Source organism: Stenotrophomonas sp. GSD10, from assembly GCF_056172695.1.
The window spans coordinates 1,133,217-1,152,069 of record NZ_JAOCMC010000002.1; the positions used below are offsets into that span (position 1 = coordinate 1,133,217).

General features: G+C 65.9%; 16 protein-coding genes. 10 read left to right on the forward strand and 6 right to left on the reverse strand.

What is annotated here, in order from left to right:
* Window positions 1-9: 9 nt before the first annotated feature.
* The 6 genes from N4G47_RS05380 to N4G47_RS05405 all read right to left on the reverse strand — a co-directional run bounded on the left by N4G47_RS05380 (window position 10) and on the right by N4G47_RS05405 (window position 5,371).
* Window positions 10-1,032, reverse strand: coding sequence for a magnesium and cobalt transport protein CorA (locus N4G47_RS05380; RefSeq protein ID WP_475285681.1), 1,023 nt, complete (start codon window positions 1,030-1,032; stop codon window positions 10-12).
* A gap of 6 nt (window positions 1,033-1,038) precedes the next feature.
* A complete protein-coding gene (locus tag N4G47_RS05385; protein ID WP_475285683.1) occupies window positions 1,039-2,292 on the reverse strand; it encodes a lipoprotein N-acyltransferase Lnb domain-containing protein in 1,254 nt (417 codons plus the stop codon).
* Window positions 2,289-3,170 (reverse strand): HlyC/CorC family transporter, encoded by an 882-nt coding sequence (locus tag N4G47_RS05390; protein ID WP_475285685.1) that lies wholly within the window; start codon window positions 3,168-3,170, stop codon window positions 2,289-2,291. Before N4G47_RS05390 ends, N4G47_RS05385 begins: the two co-directional genes overlap by 4 nt.
* A gap of 64 nt (window positions 3,171-3,234) precedes the next feature.
* Complete coding sequence (locus N4G47_RS05395; protein ID WP_475289895.1) at window positions 3,235-3,801, reverse strand: hypothetical protein; 567 nt, start codon at window positions 3,799-3,801, stop codon at window positions 3,235-3,237.
* A 101-nt stretch (window positions 3,802-3,902) separates the two neighbouring features.
* A complete protein-coding gene (ybeY, locus tag N4G47_RS05400; protein ID WP_107230403.1) occupies window positions 3,903-4,388 on the reverse strand; it encodes an rRNA maturation RNase YbeY in 486 nt (161 codons plus the stop codon).
* Window positions 4,385-5,371, reverse strand: a complete 987-nt coding sequence (locus tag N4G47_RS05405) for a PhoH family protein (RefSeq protein WP_475285687.1) — start codon at window positions 5,369-5,371, stop codon at window positions 4,385-4,387. Before N4G47_RS05405 ends, ybeY begins: the two co-directional genes overlap by 4 nt.
* 422 nt (window positions 5,372-5,793) lie before the next feature.
* Between N4G47_RS05405 and N4G47_RS05410 the strand changes: the two genes are divergently transcribed.
* The 10 genes from N4G47_RS05410 to N4G47_RS05455 all read left to right on the forward strand — a co-directional run bounded on the left by N4G47_RS05410 (window position 5,794) and on the right by N4G47_RS05455 (window position 18,852).
* Window positions 5,794-8,976 carry a type VI secretion system Vgr family protein gene (locus N4G47_RS05410; protein ID WP_475285689.1) on the forward strand — a complete coding sequence of 1,061 codons (3,183 nt, stop codon included), beginning with the start codon at window positions 5,794-5,796 and terminating at the stop codon, window positions 8,974-8,976.
* Window positions 8,976-11,456: a phospholipase D-like domain-containing protein gene (locus N4G47_RS05415; RefSeq protein WP_475285691.1), complete on the forward strand. Its 2,481-nt coding sequence runs from the start codon at window positions 8,976-8,978 to the stop codon at window positions 11,454-11,456. Before N4G47_RS05410 ends, N4G47_RS05415 begins: the two co-directional genes overlap by 1 nt.
* Window positions 11,450-11,737, forward strand: coding sequence for a phospholipase D-like domain-containing protein (locus tag N4G47_RS05420; protein WP_475289896.1), 288 nt, complete (start codon window positions 11,450-11,452; stop codon window positions 11,735-11,737). Before N4G47_RS05415 ends, N4G47_RS05420 begins: the two co-directional genes overlap by 7 nt.
* Window positions 11,694-12,281 (forward strand): hypothetical protein, encoded by a 588-nt coding sequence (locus N4G47_RS05425; RefSeq protein WP_475285693.1) that lies wholly within the window; start codon window positions 11,694-11,696, stop codon window positions 12,279-12,281. The genes N4G47_RS05420 and N4G47_RS05425 overlap by 44 nt, the downstream gene beginning before the upstream one ends.
* A complete protein-coding gene (locus N4G47_RS05430; RefSeq protein WP_475285695.1) occupies window positions 12,278-13,078 on the forward strand; it encodes a hypothetical protein in 801 nt (266 codons plus the stop codon). The genes N4G47_RS05425 and N4G47_RS05430 overlap by 4 nt, the downstream gene beginning before the upstream one ends.
* A gap of 122 nt (window positions 13,079-13,200) precedes the next feature.
* Complete coding sequence (locus tag N4G47_RS05435) at window positions 13,201-13,833, forward strand: hypothetical protein (RefSeq protein WP_475285697.1); 633 nt, start codon at window positions 13,201-13,203, stop codon at window positions 13,831-13,833.
* Between the two features lie 134 nt (window positions 13,834-13,967).
* Entirely contained in the window at window positions 13,968-15,476 is a 1,509-nt protein-coding gene (locus N4G47_RS05440) for a hypothetical protein (RefSeq protein ID WP_475285699.1), read from the forward strand.
* A gap of 366 nt (window positions 15,477-15,842) precedes the next feature.
* Complete coding sequence (locus N4G47_RS05445; protein ID WP_475285701.1) at window positions 15,843-16,799, forward strand: HlyD family secretion protein; 957 nt, start codon at window positions 15,843-15,845, stop codon at window positions 16,797-16,799.
* A 20-nt stretch (window positions 16,800-16,819) separates the two neighbouring features.
* Window positions 16,820-17,743 (forward strand): ABC transporter ATP-binding protein, encoded by a 924-nt coding sequence (locus N4G47_RS05450; protein WP_475285702.1) that lies wholly within the window; start codon window positions 16,820-16,822, stop codon window positions 17,741-17,743.
* On the forward strand, window positions 17,740-18,852 hold the full coding sequence (locus N4G47_RS05455; protein ID WP_008265309.1) for an ABC transporter permease: 1,113 nt from the start codon (window positions 17,740-17,742) through the stop codon (window positions 18,850-18,852). Before N4G47_RS05450 ends, N4G47_RS05455 begins: the two co-directional genes overlap by 4 nt.
* Window position 18,853: the final 1 nt, after the last annotated feature.

Below are 18,853 nucleotides of genomic sequence, written 5' to 3' on the forward strand. Positions count from 1 at the left end.
CGATACGCCCTACAGCCAGCCCGAACGCTTGAACAGCCGGTACAGGCCCACACAGACGCCGCCCACGCCGACGATCATCAGCGGGTAAGCCCAGGGTTGGCTCAGCTCCGGCATATGGCTGAAGTTCATGCCATACCAGCTGGTGATCAGCGTCGGCGCGGCCAGCAGCGCGGCCCACGCACCCAGCCGCTTCACCGTCTCGCCCTGCGCCAGCGTCACCAGCGACAGGTTCACGCTCAGTGCCGTGCCCAGCATCTCGCGCAGGGTATCGATCACGTCGCTGATGCGCACCGCGTGGTCGTGCACATCGCGCACGTACAGCTTCACCTCGTCCGGGATCAGATCGCCCTGGTAGCGCCGGATCTGCGCCAGCACGTCCTGCAGGGGCGCCACGGCCATGCGCATCTTGTTCAGTTCGCGCTTGAGTTCATACAGCCGCACCACCGTGCTGCGCTTGTAGTTGTCGGCGAAGATGTCCTTTTCCAGCAGGTCCAGGGTGTCGCGGAAGCGGTGCACGATCGGCAGGTAGTTGTCGACGACGAAGTCGGTGACCGCGTATAGGCAGTACGATGGGCCCATCTTCAACAGTTGTGGTTCGCGCTCGACGCGCGCACGCACCGGCGCGTAGGACAGCGAGGCGCCGTGACGCACCGTCACCAGGAAGCGTGGGCCAAGGAAGGCGTGGGTTTCGCCGTACTGGATGCGTTCGTCGACCATCTGCGCCGTGGTCACCACCACGAACAGCGAGTTGCCGTAGGTCTCGACCTTGGGCCGCTGGTGCGCATTGCGCGCATCCTCGATGGCCAGGTCGTGCAGGCAGAATTCCTCCTGCAGTTTCAGCAGTACATCGTCGTTGGGGTCGTACAGGCCGACCCAGACGAAGCCGTTGCCACTGGCGATGACATCGCTGATCGCGTCCAGACTGATGTCGTGGCGTCTGCCTTCGTCATCGTAGTGGACGCAGTTGATGACGCAGGTCGGGTTGGCCGAAACGGGGGCCGAAGCAGTGGCGGGCAATGACATGCCCGCCATCGTGCGTCAGGGCCGTGTTTCGGACAAGTGAGGATGGCGCCCCAGCACCCAGGCCAACGCCACGTGGATCGGCAGCAGCAGCACGATCCACTGCACGTTGTACTGTGCCTGCAGGCTCAGCCAGTGCAGCACCAGCGCGGCCACGGCCTGCACCGCCAGCAGCCACAGCACGATCCTGAACATGCGCCCCGGCACGCGCCGGCGCAGCAGGGCGATGGCGCCCGGCAGCAGCAGCACCGCCAGCGGCGAAAGCAGCAGCAGGTTGCGGTTGGCCCAGGCCGCGTAGTGGATGCTGAAGCCCCACAGGAACACCAGCAGGCCACCGGCAACGGCGCAGAACAGCCAGAACGGCAACGCCAGCCCGGCCAGCAGGCGCGGACGCCGGCGCAGCGCCAGCACACCGGCGGCGACGGCCAGGCCCAGCAGCAGCCAGGGCCACCAGCGGCGCGCAGTTTCCTTCGGTTCCGGATCGATGCGGTGCGGCAGCAGTTCCTGCTCGGACTGCACCAACGGCCGGCCATCACTGTTGCGCGCCTGGCGCAGTGCATCGGCCAGCCGCATCGGCACGAACGCTTCCTGCCAGCGCGACAGCGGCTGGTCGGCGAACGGCCCCAGGCCAAGGTCGAAGCCCAGCCACATCCACGGTGCCGGCGAGGCCAGGCGCACCGACTCGCTGCGGTAGGTGTTGCCGCGCGAACGCCCGGCCAGCTGCGACTTCAGGCCGCCACCCAGCGCCTTGTCCACGGTGTCGCGCACCATCGTGGCGCAGTTGGCGATGTAGTAGTCGTAGTGGTAGCGCGCGTTCTCCGGCTTCGCGCGTTCGGCCAGATCGGCGGCCATCGCCCGCGCCTGGTCCGGGCGCAGGTCCAGCCACTGCACGCTGGCGCCGCGGCCGGTCTCGTCGTAGTACGACAGGTCCTGCTGCAACGGCAGCGCGACCAGGTAATACATCATCTCGCCGCGCACGAAGCGGCCGATGAAATCGTCCTCGGACGGATCGAAGTAGCCGAAGTTGTACGAAGTCGCCTGACCACTGACCGGATCGAGCACGACGATGGCGTCGTGGCCGAAGCGTTCGAAGAACACCGTGCCCGGCTGCATGGTCACCACGCCGATGCGCGGGGCGGGGGCCTCAATGCCGGCAGGCGCCGCAGCGCCAGACGGGGCTGCCGCCGGCTGCGCGAAGGCGGCCAGCGGCAGGGCCATGGCCAGCACGCACAGTGCCAGCCAGAGGGTCACGATCAGGCCGCGGCGCTTCAAGTGTCGTCCTGCGCGTCCGGCGGCAGCACGGTCACGTGGAAGGCCTGCACCCGGCGCGCATCGGCGCGGGCAACGCGGAACATGAAGCGGTCCAGTGCCAGCTCGTCGCCGACTTCCGGCAGATGGCCCACGGCCTCGGTGACCAGGCCGCCGATGGTGTCGTAGTCCTCATCGGAGAAGCTGGCCCCGAAGCGTTCGTTGAAGTCGCCGATCGGGGTCAGCGCATCGACCACGTACTGGCCGTCGGACTGGATGGCGATCTGCGCCGACGGATCCTCGGCCTCGTCATGCTCGTCGTCGATCTCGCCGACGATCTGCTCCAGCACGTCCTCGATGGTGACCAGGCCGGCAACACCGCCGTACTCGTCGACCACGATGGCCATGTGGTTGCGCGACAGGCGGAATTCCTTCAGCAGCACGTTGAGCTTCTTGGCTTCGGGAATCAGCACTGCCGGGCGCAGCAGCTCACGCACGTTGGCCGGCCCGTTGTCGGCCACCACGCCGCGCAGCAGGTCCTTGGCCAGCAGGATGCCAAGGATGTCGTCCTTGTTCTCGCCATGCACCGGGAAGCGCGAATGGCCGGATTCGACCACCTGCTTCATCAGTTCCAGGAAGGGCGCCTCGACCGGCAGCGAGACCATCTGCGAGCGCGAGATCATCACGTCGCCCACGGTCAGTTCGGCCACCGAAATGGCGCCTTCCATCATCTTCAGGGTATCGGCGGCGATCAGACCCTCTTCCTGCGCGGTGTGCAGGACAGCGACCAGCTCGTCGCGGGTATGGGGTTCGCCGGAGAAGGCCGAGGTCAGGCGTTCAAGCCAGCCGCGCTTCTTTTCACTGGGCTCCTGTGCGGAGCTACTACTGTCGTCTTCTGACATCTCTGGAAAAAGGGCACCCGGCAAGCCGGGCGTTGGGCCCAGTCTAGCAGGATGTGGCGCCCTGTCAGTGACCGTCGCTGCCCGGGCCGGTGATCGGCGGTGGGGCCAGTTCAGGCCGGGCGGGGGCTTCTTCTTCGGGCAGGTCCAGGCTGTAGGTGCAGCCGGCCAGGGTCTTGCCGGGGTGGGAGGCCACGGTGGAGACGCTGAGGATGATCGACTCGATCTGGGCCTCGCCGGTCTTCGGGTCGGTCACGTCGCGGCTGACCAGCTCGCGCCCGGCCATGAACTTGCCATCCTGGTCGTAGCCGGTCTCCAGTCCCAGCCGCTTGGCCAGTGGCCGCGGGTCGGCCTGGTCGAGGATCGCCATGACGCTGGAACCGGCCACGGCGACCCGTTCGGTGCGGGCACCGAACACGCTGATCGGCTGCGCCAGCCGGTACTCGCTCATGAACTGGTTGCCCTGCGGCAGCGGCTGCAGGCCCTGGGCCACGGCCTTGAGTGGGTCGGCCAGCAGGGGCGCCAGCGCGGCCTGGTCGGCCACGCCCTGGCGGCATTCGATCAGGGCCGGCAGATCAAGCGCAGAGGCGGGGGCGGACACGGCAAGCAGCAGGGGCAGGGCAGTACGCAGCAGCACGAAAGGGTTTCCGTAGTAGAGCCGGGCCCATGCCCGGCTGCATTCCGGTCAAGTCCGGTGGCGCAGCCGAGCGCAGGCTCGGCGTTGAAATGGCACGTTCAGCGCTCGCCGGCGTAAGGGTCGGCAATGCCGAGCTCGGCCAGGATCTCGCGCTCCAGCTGTTCCATCGCTTCGGCTTCCTTGTCGTCCTCGTGGTCCCAGCCCAGCAGGTGCAGCACGCCGTGCACGGTCAGGTGCGCATAGTGGGCATTGAGCGCCTTGCCCTGTTCGTCGGCCTCGCGGGCCACCACCGGCGCACAGATCACCAGGTCGCCCAGCAGCGGGAACTTCACGCCCTTGGGCAGGCCTTCGGGCACTTCGGCCGGGAAGCTGAGCACGTTGGTGGCGTAGTCCTTGCCGCGGTAGTGGCGGTTCAACGACTGTCCTTCCTTGGCATCGACCACGCGGATGGCCAGGTCGGCCTCGCGGATGCGGCCCTTCAGCGCGGCCGCCACCCACTTGCGGAAACTCACCGCCGACGGCAGGCCGGCACGGGGCAGGGCGTAACTGACGGCGACATCCAGTCGCACGGGACCACGGGTCATGGAGTCGCTCCAGGTTGGATCTGATGCAGGTCGCGGCGATCGTAGGCGCTGACGATGCGCGCCACCAGCGGGTGGCGGACCACGTCGCGCGATTCGAAGAAGGTGAAGCTGACGCCGTCGACGTCGCGCAGCACATCGATGGCATCGCGCAGGCCCGACTTCACATGCTTGGGCAGGTCGGTCTGGGTCAGGTCGCCGGTCACCACGGCGGTGGAGCCGTAGCCGAGGCGGGTCAGGAACATCTTCATCTGCTCGATGGTGGTGTTCTGCGCTTCATCCAGGATCACGAACGCATCGTTGAGCGTGCGCCCGCGCATGTACGCCAGCGGCGCGATCTCGATGACGTTCCGCTCCAGCAGCTTGACCACCTTCTCCACGCCCATCATCTCGTACAGCGCGTCATACAGCGGGCGCAGATAGGGGTCCACCTTCTGGCTCAGGTCGCCGGGCAGGAAGCCCAGCTTCTCGCCGGCCTCCACCGCCGGGCGTACCAGGATCAGGCGCTGCACCCGTGATTCGTTCAGCGCTTCCACCGCGCTGGCGACGGCCAGGAAGGTCTTGCCGGTACCGGCCGGGCCGATGCCGAAGTTGATGTCATGGGTGGCGATCTGGTGCAGGTAGCGGCCCTGGTTGGCGCCGCGGCCGCGCACCGTGCCGCGCTTGACCTTGATCGCCACGTCCTGTGCCTCGTAGGAGCGCTCGGCGATCTGCTCGAGATTGGCCTGCGCCAGGCGCAGGTGGATGGCGTGGTTGTCGAAGGTGGTCTCGGCGGTCTCGGCGTACAGCGCCTCGATCAGCTTCTGTGCCTCGACGATGGCGTCCTTCGGGCCGCTGATGCGGAACACGAAGCCGCGATTGGCGATTTCCACGCCCAGTTTCAGTTCGACCTGTCGCAAATGGCCGTCGAACGGGCCACACAGGTTGGCCAGCCGCTCAATGTCTTCCGGCGACAGGGTGAAGTCTCGATGCTCGATGCTTTTCATTGCTCGGGGTGGGGCGGACGCCTTCCACCGCAGTGTCTTCAAGGGGAAACAAGGGTAGCGCGCGGGTGCGCGGACGGCCAGCACGGGCGCGCGGGGAAGTTCTCCACACCGGGTGTGGACGGTACCTGCGCAAACCTGTGGATAGACCTCGCCACTGCTTGTGCCACAAGCGGTATGAGCCGGTGGTGAAAAAACGTCACGGAGGCTGGCCGCCGGGGCGCCGGAAACTTGACGGCAGCCCCGTGCGGGGACGAGTATCGGCCCCGAGCCCCAAGGAAACAGGGTCTTCCACCCGGTCCTGCGCTGTGCGCGGACTGCCTGCCTGGCCACTTCCGGAATTCCGGCGGCGGTGCGGCCAGGTGCAGGGGGAAGCAGGCAGGCAAGCCATCGCCAGGACAGGAGTGCCTGGCTCAGGAGACGTCATGGATGCTTCACACGCGCGAGTCGCACTCGCTTCGCTGGTCGGGCTGGAGCCCGAGCACCAGCTGCACCGTCTGCAGGCCGAGGGCCTGCCCCCGCTGCTCGTCGAACAATGGTGGGGCCACGAGCGCCTCGGTGACGGATTCGATTACTGGGTGGATGTGCTGCATGTGGATGCCGGCCTGCCCATCAGTGAGGGACCCGGGCGCAAGGCGACGCTGATCACCCGGCTGGATGACGGCCAGGACCATGTCCGTTGCGGTTACATCGCCGCGATGCGCCTGCTGGATACCGACGGCGGGCTGGCGCGCTACCGCCTGCACTGTGTGCCGTGGACCTGGCTGCTGGGGCATGCCCGGCACAGCCGTGTGTACCAGGCGCGCAGCGTGCGCGAGATCGTCGAGGACGTGCTGGGCGGGCATGCCGGACTGGCCCGGTGGCGCTGGAGCGATGATGCGGTGGCCGACCTGGCCGCCGCACCGGCGCGCAGCTACTGCGTGCAGTACCGGGAATCGGACCTGGCCTTCGTGCAGCGCCTGCTGGCCGAAGAGGGGATTGCCGGTGCCTTCCAGAACGACGCCGAGGGCGCACTGACGCTTGTGCTGTTCTCCGACAGCAGCGCGCAGCCGGAAAATCCGCAGTCGGCCCGCGACGGCGGTATCCGCTTCCATCGCCATGACGGCACCGAGCAGGCTGATGCCCTGCAGGCACTGGGCGCGCGTCGGCAGCTGGGCAGCAACCGGCTGTCATTGGTCACCAGCGATTACAAGGGGCCGGTCGTCCGCCATGCGCAGCTGCCGTTGCAGGGCGCCGGCCACGGTTCGCGCGAAGTCTACGATCCGGCTGGTGCGCATGCGTTCGCCGACGCCGGTGATGGCCAGCGACGGGCCCGGCTGGCCGCCGAAGCCCATGAAGCCGGGTTGGGCGGATGGTGGGGGGCGGGTACTGTCCGCAGCCTGCAGGCGGGCCGGTTCATCCGTGTGCTGGCCACGGGTACCGGTTCGGCGCCGGTGATCCTGCCCACCGAGATACTCCATCATGGCTGCAACCCGCTACCGGTCGCGCAAGGGCGCGATCAGCCGCGTGCGGCGCCGCCGGCCCGCTGGCTTTCCGCCAGCGTCGCGCTGCCCGGTGCGCCGCTGGAAGCAAGCCCCGCGATGGGCTACGCCAACCGGTTCCGTGCCGTCGACCAGCAGCAGCGCTGGCGTCCGGTCCTGCTCGACGGCACCGGGCAGCGGCTCAACCCGCGCCCGATCGCGCCCGGTCACCAGAGCGCCACAGTGGTGTCCGGCGCAGGCCGCGACGACGCCGACCTGCATGCCGACAGCCAGGGCCGGATACGGGTCCGCCTGCATCTGCAGGGGGCCTCCGATGCGGCTGCCACCTGCTGGATGCGGGTGGCACAGCGCTATGCCGGGCCGGGTGTCGGGGCGCAGTTCCTGCCCCGCGTGGGCCAGGAAGTGCTGATCGGTTTCCTGGATGGTGACATCGACCGGCCGTTGGTGCTCGGTGCCCTCTACAACGGCCGTGGCGACGCCGGCATCGCCCCCACGCCTGCCGGGGCTGCCGCGGCGGACAGTGGCAGCGACATGTTCAAGCAGGCCGCCGACAACCGGCCGAGCGCGCAGGGCAACGCGGCCGGTGGCCACGCGCCGGCCTGGCACGCCATGGCCGCCGGCGACGACCAGCATCGGCACGCCGGTGCGTTGTGGGGCATCCAGTCGCGGGAATGGTCTGGCAGTGGCTACAACCGCCTGGTCTTCGACGATACCGATGCACAGCTGCGCCTGCAGCTGGCCAGCAGCCAGGCCCACAGCGAGCTGAACCTGGGGCACCTGCTGCACCAGGCCGACAACCATCGCGGTTCCCTGCGCGGTGAGGGCGTGGAACTGCGCAGCGATGCCTGGGGTGCGCTCCGCGCCGAACGTGGCGTCTGGTTGAGCGCACGCCCTCATACCGCGTTGTCGCCGGCCGGCGAAGCGGTGCCCGCAGGCGCGCTGCTGCAGCAGGCCACCACGCTGGCGGCCTCCAGTCACAACGTGGCCGCGGTCCACCGCACCGTCGGCCTGGCCAGCCATGCACCGTCGGACGACAGCGCCGGCCTGGCCGGCCTGCAGCGGATTGCCCGTGCCGTCGTGCCAGGGCAGAGCTATGACCTGGCACGCACAGGCGGCGATGAGCGTGCCACGGCCGGCAACATCCCGCACACCCGTGAACCCACGCTGGGGCTGCATGGCCATGCCGGGCTGGCGATGGTCACCGGTCAGGGCCTGCACTGGAGCAGCGCCTGCCAGGTGGTCCTGGCCAGTGGCCAGCACAGTGACGCCAGCGTGGCCGGCAACGCGCGCCTGCACGCGACGCAGGCGGTCGGCCTGCTGGCCGCCAGCGGTCGGGGGTTTGCCGGCGATGCGGCATTGACCGTGGTAGCGGGGCAGGCAGCGCTGGACGTCCGCGCCCAGTCCGCAGCGATCACCGTGCAGTCGCGGGCGGCATTGCGTGCCGCCAGCGCCCAGGCCGCTGTCGAGCTGGCCGCGCCGCGCACCCTGCACATCGCCACCGCCGGTGGTGCCAGCCTCACCCTGGAGGGCGGCAACCTGGTGGTGAACTGTCCCGGCACCATCACCGTGCATGCCGGACAGAAATCCTTCGTCGGGCCTGCGCAGCTCAGCTACGCGCTCCCGGACATGCCGACCAGCACCCTCAGCGAGCAGATTCCGAAGCTGGCCTTCCGCCTGCAGGACATTCCGGGACCACAGGGGCATCCGCTGGCAGGCCAGCCCTGGAAGATCGTGCGTACCCGCCAGGCGCTGGACGAGGACATGCGTGATGGCGCGCTGGTACCGGGCAACTGGGCCGAGACCCTTGCCGAAGGGCAGGCCGACGAGCAGGGCGACGTCAGCCTGGATGACACCCTGTGCGCGAAGATCTGGAACGATGCCGGCCGGTTCCCGGGGCGCCTGTTCCTGGTGCATGGGATCGACGCGATTCCCCTGCAGCGTCCGCGCCCCTACAGCAGTTCGCCGGGCGTGCGCGCCACCATGGACACGCTCGAAGCGATCAACTACGGCAAGACCCTGGCCGACCTTCCCGATGACGCGGCGCTGCATGCCTACCGGCAGCGCGCCGAGTACGAATTCCAGTCGCACATCGACGCCGACCCGGCCCAGCGCAAGGAGATCCAGTGATGGCAGACGGCACCAAGCTGGGCAGCGTCCCGCATAACGCATTGACCTGCCTGGACGGGCAGAAGGGCACCACCAGCGGCGACTATTACGCGCCACCGGACCGGCAGTTCGCGCCGGTGCGGAGCGGCAACAAGGTTGACGCCTACACCGACGGCCGCTCGGCGATGAAGGCGATGGCCGATGCCATCCGCGGCGCGCAGAAGTTCATCTTCATCGCCGACTGGCAGATGAACTTCGACACCGAGCTGGACAGCCGCGGTGGCGCCCACGCCAGCCGCCTGAGCGAACTGCTGTTCGATGCCATCAACCAGCGCGGCGTGGACGTGCGGGTGCTGCTCTACGACAGTGTCGAGGCGGCGGCCTACACCCACGAGAACGAAGCGCGCACGGCCCTGTACAAGATGCAGGATGCCAACACCCCGGGGCAGGTGCAGGTCGGCCTGCACAACCCGGCCACCGGCCGCACCGATGCCTTCAACATCGCCTTCTCGCACCACCAGAAGATCCTGGTGGTGGACGGGAAGATCGGTTTCGTCGGCGGCCTGGACATCGCCCACGGGCGCTGGGACGACGGCAACTTCGATGTGGTCTGCGACCCGAAGCTGCATGTGCTCAATGACCACTACAACAACTGCCTGAGCAAATTCCGGGGCATGACGAGTGCTGAGCAGGACCTGACCCTGGACAAGCCCGATACCAGCCCGGATGCGGTCGGCCGTGTCCGCCCCGGCTTTGCCCAGGCATACGTGCCGGGCCTGGCCATCGCGCTGGACCGGATGAAGGCGCAGTGGGATGCAGGCGCCGCACTGGCCGAACTGCAGGACTATGCGGACAAGCTGGGCGTTCCCGACGCACTGGAACGCGAAGGCATCCGCAAGCTCGCCGAAATGGTCATTCCGGGCATGGAAGAAGCCGTCAAGGTACAGCGTTCAGTCGCCAAGACCTTCCTGGCCATTCAAGGGTGGTTGACCGAGATCGAAAAGGAATACGCCGACGTCATCTCCGCCTCCAACCGGGCCGCCGACGAAGCGGTCAAGCTGAACGTCGGCGAGGCGGCTGCCGCCGCCGGGCGTGCGGTGGAAGGCTTCACCAAGATCCAGGCGAAGAAGTTCGGCGAGTGGGTCGATGAGCGCAAGGCCGCGATCAAGGACGTCATTCTGGGCCCGATCAAGACGGCCACCACCGTTGTGGGATACGTGCGCGATCCTGACTCGCTGGTCAAGGACGCCAAGACCAAATATGACGAGATCGAGGCCAAGTTCAACAAGGCCAAGCAGGCGTGGGAATCGCTGGTGAAGTGGATCAACGAGCCGGTGGATCGCATCCAGCGCCTGCTCGACAGTGGCCGCCAGCCGCGCATGCCGTGGCAGGATGTGCACGCGCGCCTGCAGGGCCCGGCGGTGTTCGATATCTGCCGCAACTTCATGCACCGCTGGAACGCCATGGTCTGGCAGAACCAGCGTGGCGACCGTGAAATCGGCACGGCGGTGCGCAAGGTCCTGAACCGTGGCATCCGCGGCGCCAACGACTGGATGGGCGCGGGCCTGCCGGAGCAGACCACGCTGGCACGTGGCATGGAACTGACGCCGTTGAGCGATCAATGGCTGCAGTCGATGGGCGGCATGCAGGCGTTGTTCGGTGACCTGGCCCGGCCGGGCACGGCCGGCGACGTCACCGTACAGATCGTGCGTTCCTCGGGCACGGCATTGCATGCGCTGGAAAAGAAGGGCTGCAAGGAACTCGGCCTGAACCTGGACGATGCCAGCTGCCTGCAGCCGTACTGGGAGCGCAACCAGCCGATGCACTCCATCCTTGATGCGATGGTCAACTGCATCGCCTCGGCGCGTGCTTTTGTCTACCTCGAGACCCAGTTCCTGATTTCCGAATGCGGTTGGTCCGACGCTGAGGCCGGCAGGACAGTGGAGACGGCGATCAAGGGCGGCGAACGGCGGCCCATGACCAAAGCCGAAAAGAAGAAGGCCGGCTACGTGGACAAGGGCGTGGCCATGAGTGGGCCCATCGGGAAAACCGGCGTCGTGCAGGACCTGGTGAAGCGCAAGCAGGGCGTGAAGTCAGCAGCCAGCAACCCGCTGGTGGCGGCCATCGCCGCGCGCATCCGTCGCGCCATCGTGGCCGGACAGGGCTTCCATGTGTACATCACCTTGCCCGTGCATCCGGAAGGCAGCCTGTTCGACGGTGCCGTGCTGAAGCAGCAGTACTGGGTGCAGCAGACCCTGTTGCGTGGCGACGACAGCCTGATCCGGCGCATCTGCCGTTCACTGATCGCGCGCGACAAGGACATCCGCGAGGCGAGCGTGGAAGAGGCCGATCTGCAGGCAGAGGTGAAGGCCGGGCGCTGGAAGGAATATCTGTCGGTAATGAACCTGAGAAGCTATGGGGTCCTTGCCGACGTCAACCATAAGAACCACTACGCACCGCATACGATCGGCGCGAATCAGGCCACCCCTTGTACGTGGTGACCGAGCAGTGTTACGTACACTCCAAGCTGCTGATCGTGGACGACGCCGTGGCCATCATTGGAAGTGCGAACTGCAACGACCGCAGCCTGCTGGGCACGGGCGATACCGAGATCGCCGCAGTGATCGTGGATGGTGCGGCCAAGTCGATGGACCTGGGCAATGGCTTGCAGGTGATAACCCGGAAGTTTGCGCGGGATCTTCGGATGAAGCTTTGGAAGAAGTTCCTGGGGCAGGCGCTTGAGACGAAGCCTGAGAAGGGGGAAGCAATTCGTCTTTTCTAATGCAACCGAAGACTACTACCCTTGGTTCAGCGAAAACGTTCCAACCCTGGAGGTCGACAAACCGGCAAGTGCCAGAACTTGGGCGGGAATCAGGGAGCTTGCGGACGCCAATTCGGAAGCTTATCAGCGTGTCTTCACGAATGTCCCTCGCGATTCGTTCCCGCGCTACGATTCCGTGTTTCATGGGTTCCCCGCAGCAGGTTTGAGTGACAAGGGGCACGTCAAGCGTATGTTGTATGCGCAGCCCCCTGACCTGCAGCCTGAATTCATGCAGGAGCCGAGCATTGTGACCAACTACGTGACCAGTGCTGTCGGTCGGCATGATGCAGAAGGGGCGACAAAGCTGCTGAGAGGTGATGATAAGCGCAAGGGAATTCAGGGCTTCTGGGTCACCATGCCGCTACTTTGGGGCAGCGGAATGGATGACCCGGCTGCCACGATGCCGAGCGAGATCATTGCAGTCGTGCCTGTTCAGGGGGATAGGTCAACTGAACTGGCTTACTCGAGTCGGCAGGTCCCCTGGAAACACGGAGAGCAGGTATGAGTGGGTATCAATTGTTGAGGGTATTCTTCGTCTTGGGTGGCCTGTGTGCTGTACAGGCTGCGCTTGCCGATTGTGGTTCGTCAAACGAGAAGAATGCACCGTTTCACGGCACTGAAGTGGTGCTCAAGTTCTCGCCGAGGGAAGTTGGCGAAGGGTCTGCAGTAGCCGCCAGTCTCGATCGTGCGAACACGGCTGCCCCCTATGTGCGAATTGACATGAACCCTCAAGTAAGTGAGTTGAACAATAAGCCGTTCGACTCGAGTGGTGGTTCGGTCTACTACTTGGAAAAAGGCGTTCAAGGACAACGGATATGTCGCGCCGAGCAATGGAAAAAGCGAGAGCACAAGTTGATTGGCGCACAGGTTCCTGAAAGCCTGCACCCTGCAGTCAGGCATGTGTATCCCTACTTCGAGGTCTACAAGACGCACGAGCTTGATTATGACGGGTCAGGCCAATTGACATCGATTCAACAGATTGACGCCGCAGGGCGCAAGGTCACAACGTTCTGTGCACTCTACGACGAAAAGGGTCGCATAGAAGTGGCAAATGAGAGTTCTGGGTTGATTGTCTCGGATAAGCCAGAGTTCCAGTGTTCGCAGCTCCGCGATATGCCATCCCGCGTTACCACTCGGTACTTCACTTATCGGCCGGATGGATTGCGCGCTTCCGATGTAGTCAAGCAGGCCACCCGTAAGCCAGGTGAGGATCCCTACCGCGAGGACGTCGGCCTTGGAACGGAGGCGACCGATGGTGCCTGGACTGTGGGGGCTTCGTCAATGTCGACGATGCTGAACTGAAACGGATCGTCGGCATTCGCTTCTATGGCAGCGAAAAGCGAGGGCTTGTAGGGGTGCAAAGCCCTTCCGCTACGCTGGTTCCGTCTGACGCCACTCCAGTTTTCGCAGAGCGCAGTCGGAGCGTGTCGCAGGAGGTGCGGTACACGTTCCCGGGTGAGCGTGTTCCTCCAGAGGTCGCCAAGGGGTACTTTGAAGGAGTCACAGGCTATACCCGTGTGCGTGAGTATCTGCACCGGTCGGATAGCAGGATTTTCGAAGTATTCGGACCGCAGGCAAAGCATCCGAGCGAACGCCAGTGGCGCAGGCTGGATCTGAATCGTCAGGAGAACTACGACGCAAATGGCAAGCTCACGCGAGTGATCCTGTCCGGTCCGGTATCCGATGACGACGGCTACACCGAGAACCTGCGCGCCTACGCCGACAAAGGCATCTTGAAGCTCACGCCGCTCACCAATGGCTACAGCTCTTACCGCGTGTATGACTACGACGCTGCCGGTAAAGAGACCCTGTCGTTCGTGTGCTGGCGCTATGAAGTCTCGACCAACAAGCCCTACGCCCATTTCCCCTGGTGGGAGCCTGATCCTCGGCCCAAGCGCAGTCGTGAAGCCGAGCTGCAATACGCCAGGACGCAGGTTGGTACTCGCTGTGGCACGCCGGACGGAAAGATGAGCGTGGAGGGCATGGGGCCGGTGAAGAAGCTGATGGAAACCAAATACGGCTTTGGTACCACGAAGCTCGGTTTGCCGGGCGAGTAACGAGTAAAGCGCTCTACGTACAAGGGTGCATGCCAGGAGGCAGTCATATGGAGTCGATGGGTGCGAGACCTCCGCAGAAGCGCGGGTGGTCAGTGGCGGGGCGGCGGGCAGGGGGCGTGATGCTGGCGTGTGTCGTGCTCAGCTCCTCGGCCTGGGCCTGTGGGGATAAGGTGGCAGACGATCCTTGGGTTTCCCCTTGGAAGATGGAGTACATCAGCGTTCTGACGTCCCCTCTGATCGATGACTATGCAACGGAGCTGAGAGAAGCATCGCCCATGGCTGATGGTCGGCTCTCGCTTCCGCAGATCAGGCTCAGTCGTTCGAATTCGGCCTCACGCACGCTTCCCTTCTCGCTGTTGGGTGGGAGCATTGTGTACGTCCAGTCGGAAGGCGGGGCCGGTGAGCGTGTCTGCCGCGAGGAGCTGTGGCGGAGCCGAGGATCTGATAGCTGGAATTCCGAAGCGGCCGGCCTGGTGTCCCGCGAGGTGCCTTTGTCCCCTCCTACCGACGTCGAGATTGATCCTTCAGCGAGAACGGCGGCTGCCGGACTTCTCCGGACGATATCCAAGGACTTCGTGCTCGCCGAAGCACGTGATTATCTCTACGACGACCAGGAACGCCTTGTCGAGATCCGCAAGCACGGGCGTGGATCGGATGGCATGTTGTTCAGCCAGACATTGAACTGCATGAAGTATGACAAGCACAGTCGACCGACATGGTCGGCGCAGCCAACCTCGGCCAGTCTGCGTCAAGGTGGAGAGGGATTGACCTGTGATCAGATGGATCAAGGCAACGCACTGGTGCAACAATATCTGCTCGATGATGATGGCCGGATGTATGCCTCCGTCAGATCAACGCCGCCGTCGCCATCGATGGGGCGGAATGTCATGGCATCGGTCAGGGGTACGTCCGGGTGGACCGGCGTTGCGGAGTACATAAGGCCGTCCGAGAGGAGCGTCTACGGATATGAGACCTATGCGATGGCCCGGATGGATCAGCAACTGGGGGTTTACGCGATCAACAGCATCGAAGGGGATCTGTTGCCGGCCGATGCGCAGCCTCTCTATCAGGATGCCGTTACCCGGCTGGGCGTGAAGGGTGCAGACCTGCGGTACGACTTCGTCAACGTCACCATTCCCGCCGAGGTGGGAATGAATGGGTTCTCGAAACTGTCGACCTATCCCCGGATCCGTACTCATCGCGTTGCGGAGAAGATGCGGGTTCACGAAGTGTTTGATGCAGATTCCCACGCACTGCGTCGGCGGGCCTGGGCCAGCGATTCCGGGCCGGTCTATCGCCAGGAGGATTACGATAAGGCTGGACGCCTGGTGCAGGTCATCAATGGCGGGGTGAATCCTGACGTACCGATGCCGGAAGACGCCATCGCTGCAGACGGATTCGATGCACGCGTGCTCCAAGGGTCGGGCAAAGGTTACAGGGTGTTTCACTTCGACCGGCGAGGACGTCCCGAGCGCGTGCTGGTGTGCGGGAAAATTGCAGCAGGCGCGGAAGCTGGCGATGAAATGCACTGCGGCAAAGGTGATCGTAGCGTTGTCGTCTACCAGAACAACGAGGTCAGTGGTTTCCTCAAGGATGCCTATGGATGGCGTGACCGGCCTCTGGCCGCAGGCTCTCCGCTCTGACGTCGCAGCTTTTCCACATCCGCTGTGGCTTCCCGCGCTGGTGGGATCGGCGCTCCAGCGGGATCCGATCTGGGCAATCAGGCCACCACAGCGGGCGCGCAGCGGGATGCTCAGCGTTTCGGTGATCACCCCGCTGCGTGATCCATCCTGCCGCCGGCGCACGTTCCATTGCCAGGCGAGCAATCCGGCCATCCCCTGCCGCTTTTCCACACCCGCTGTGGAATGATGCCGAATCAACCTGTGGATAGGTGGACCAGACCCTGACGGCACAAGGCCTGCCAGGGCGTGGTGAAAAACCGCCAGGGCGGATCGGCATCATCGCGGGTGCACGGGGCAGATGGCACCGTAGCGCCGTCGCTGGAGGGGATGGACATGGGCAACGGCATGCGTGGGTTCGGACTGGTGGGCCTGGCCCTGCTGGCAGGCTGTGGCCAGGCGCCACCGACTGCACTGGGAACGCTGGAATGGGACCGGGTCACCGTGCCGGCCCCGGCGGCTGAAGTGATTGCAGCGGTGGAGGTGCGCGAAGGCCAGCAGGTCAAGGCCGGTACCGTGCTGATGCAGCTGGACCCGGCCCGCGGTGACGCCCAGTTCGTTGCCGCACAGGCCGACACCGCGCGTGCACAGGCGCAGCTGGAAGAACTGAAGATCGGCCCGCGCCAGGAGCAGATCGCGCAGGCCCAGGCGCAGCTGACCGCACTGCGCGCGCAGGCCGCCGAGGCCAGTGCCTACTATCGGCGGGTGCAGCCGCTGGCACGCCAGCGCCTGATCGCCGCCGCCGAGCTGGACCGTGCGCGGGCGGCCGCCGGCAATGCCGAGGCCAGCGTCCGCGCCGCCGAGCAGGCCTGGCTGGAGCTGGTCCATGGCAGCCGCGCGCAGGACATCGCGCAGGGCCAGGCGGCGGCGGACGCGGCGCAGGCGCAGCAGGTGGTGCAGGGCGTCAACCTGCAGAAGCTGCAGCTGCGCGCACCCCGCGATGGCGTGGTCGACGCCTTGCCCTATCGGCAGGGCGACCAGGCCCCGGTGGGTGCCCCACTGGCAGTGATGCTGGTCGGCGAGCGTCCCTATGCACGCGTCTACCTGCCGCAGCCGCTACGTTTGCAGGTCAAGGTCGGGCAGGCCGCGCAGGTGCATCTGGAAGGGCAGGGCGCTGCGTTGAAGGGGCATGTGCGCTCGATCCGCAGCGAGCCTTCATTTACGCCGTACTACGCATTGACCGGCGACGACGTCGCGCGGCTGAGCTACCTGGCCGAGATCGAAGTGGACGAGGCGACCGACATGCAGAAACTGCCGGCCGGGTTGCCGGTGCGGGTGAGCTTCTGAACACCGGCGACGACATTGCCGTGCGTGCGCAGGGCCTGACCCGGCGCTTCGGCGATCTGCTGGCCGTGGACAATGTCGACCTGACCGTGCCTCGCGGCCAGGTCTACGGCTTCCTCGGCCCGAACGGCTCGGGCAAGTCGACCACCATCCGCATGCTGTGCGGCCTGCTGGAGCCGAGCGCGGGGCAGATCGAGGTGCTGGGCCTGTCGGTGCCGGAACAGGCCGAAGCGCTGCGCCGCCGCATCGGCTACATGACCCAGCGCTTTTCGCTGTACGAAGACCTGTCGGTGCGCGAGAACCTGGAGTTCCTCGCCGCCATCCAGGATCTGCCGCGCACGCAGGCCAGGAAGCGCGTCGATGCACTGTTGCAGCAGTATCGGCTGCAGGACCGGCAGCCGCAGTTGGCCGGCACGCTCAGCGGCGGGCAGAAGCAGCGTCTGGCCCTGGCCGGTGCGGTGGTGCATGGGCCCGAGCTGCTGTTCCTCGACGAACCGACCAGTGCGGTCGACCCGGAATCGCGCCGCGATTTCTGGGAGGCGTTGTTCGAACTGGCCGACGCCGGCACCACGGTGCTGGTCTCGACCCACTACATGGACGAGGCCGAGCGCTGCCACCGGCTGGCGATTCTGGATCGTGGCGCGCTGGTGGCCGATGGCACGCCGGCCGAACTGTGCGCGCGGCTGCAGGGGCGCACGCTGCAGGTCACCTCTTCGCAGCCACGCCAGGCCAGCCGCGCGCTGGCCGAACTGCCCGGGGTGCTGAGCGTGGCGCAGATCGGCACGCAGCTCCGCGTACTGTGCAGTGAAGACGTGGCCGACATGGCCACGTTGCAGCGCGCCTTGGCCGGTGCCGATCCGCAGGCGCGCATCGAGGCAGTGGCGCCGAATCTGGAAGACGTGTTCGTCGCCGCCACCCGCGGTCGTGGCCGGGAGCCGGCGGCATGAACCTGCGCCGGCTGTGGGCGATCATGCTCAAGGAGCTGCGGCAGCTGCGCCGTGACCGCATCACGCTGGCGATGATCGTCGGCATTCCGGTGATGCAGCTGCTGCTGTTCGGTTATGCGATCAATCTCAACCTGCGCCACCTTGATGCGGGTGTGGCCGACCAGGCCAACAGCGCAGCCTCGCGCGCGCTGGTGCAGGACATGGTCGCCACTGGTGTGATCACCCCGCGCAGCGAAGCCTACAGTCCGGACCAGCTGATGCAGGCGCTGCGCCGCGGCGAGATCAGTGTCGGCATCGTGGTACCGGCCGACTTCGAGCGTCGCCGTTTCGATGGGCGCGAAGCGGTACAGGTGCTGGTCGATGGCAGCGACACCGTGGTGCAGAGTGCGGCGATCCAGCTGGCGCAGGTACCGTTGGATACGCGCCCGACCAGCAACACACGGCCGCTGCGCGAAGGCAGCATCGCCAGCGGCCAGGTCAGCGTGACCAGTTTCTACAACCCGCAGCGGCGCTCGGCGGTGAATATCGTGCCGGGGCTGATCGGGGTGATCCTGACCATGACCCTGGTGATGTTCACAGCGGTGGCGGTGGTGCGCGAACGCGAGCGCGGCAACATGGAGCTGCTGATCGCCACGCCGGTATCGCGCAGCGAACTGATGGTGGGCAAGGTGCTGCCCTATGCGGCCATTGGCCTGCTGCAGACCACGCTGGTGCTGGTGCTGGGTACCTGGCTGTTCCAGGTGCCGATCCGCGGCAGCCTGCTGGATATCTACCTGGCCGCGGTGCTGCTGGTGCTGGCCAACCTCGCGCTGGGCCTGTTGATCTCCACGCGAGCGCGCTCGCAGTTCCAGGCGATGCAGATGACGTTGTTCCTGTTCCTGCCGTCGATCCTGCTGTCCGGCTTCATGTTCCCGTTCGCCGGCATGCCACGGCCGGTGCAGTGGCTGGCCGAGGTACTGCCGCTGACCCACTTCCTGCGCCTGGTGCGCGGCATCATGCTGCGCGGTGCTTCGCTGTGGGAGCTGTGGCACGACGCGCTGGCGCTGCTGGCCTTCATCGTGGTGATGATGACGCTGGCGATCCTGCGTTTCCGCAAACGCCTGGATTGAG

Bases quoted from the DNA above. Each gene is read 5' to 3' on its own strand.
- N4G47_RS05405 (WP_475285687.1), bottom strand. From the start codon at position 5,371: ATGAAAAGCATCGAGCATCGAGACTTCACCCTGTCGCCGGAAGACATT.
- N4G47_RS05410 (WP_475285689.1), top strand. From the start codon at position 5,794: ATGGATGCTTCACACGCGCGAGTCGCACTCGCTTCGCTGGTCGGGCTG.
- N4G47_RS05415 (WP_475285691.1), top strand. From the start codon at position 8,976: ATGGCAGACGGCACCAAGCTGGGCAGCGTCCCGCATAACGCATTGACC.
- N4G47_RS05430 (WP_475285695.1), top strand. From the start codon at position 12,278: ATGAGTGGGTATCAATTGTTGAGGGTATTCTTCGTCTTGGGTGGCCTG.
- N4G47_RS05445 (WP_475285701.1), top strand. From the start codon at position 15,843: ATGGACATGGGCAACGGCATGCGTGGGTTCGGACTGGTGGGCCTGGCC.
- ybeY (WP_107230403.1), bottom strand. From the start codon at position 4,388: ATGACCCGTGGTCCCGTGCGACTGGATGTCGCCGTCAGTTACGCCCTG.
- N4G47_RS05455 (WP_008265309.1), top strand. From the start codon at position 17,740: ATGAACCTGCGCCGGCTGTGGGCGATCATGCTCAAGGAGCTGCGGCAG.
- N4G47_RS05380 (WP_475285681.1), bottom strand. From the start codon at position 1,032: ATGGCGGGCATGTCATTGCCCGCCACTGCTTCGGCCCCCGTTTCGGCC.
- N4G47_RS05390 (WP_475285685.1), bottom strand. From the start codon at position 3,170: ATGTCAGAAGACGACAGTAGTAGCTCCGCACAGGAGCCCAGTGAAAAG.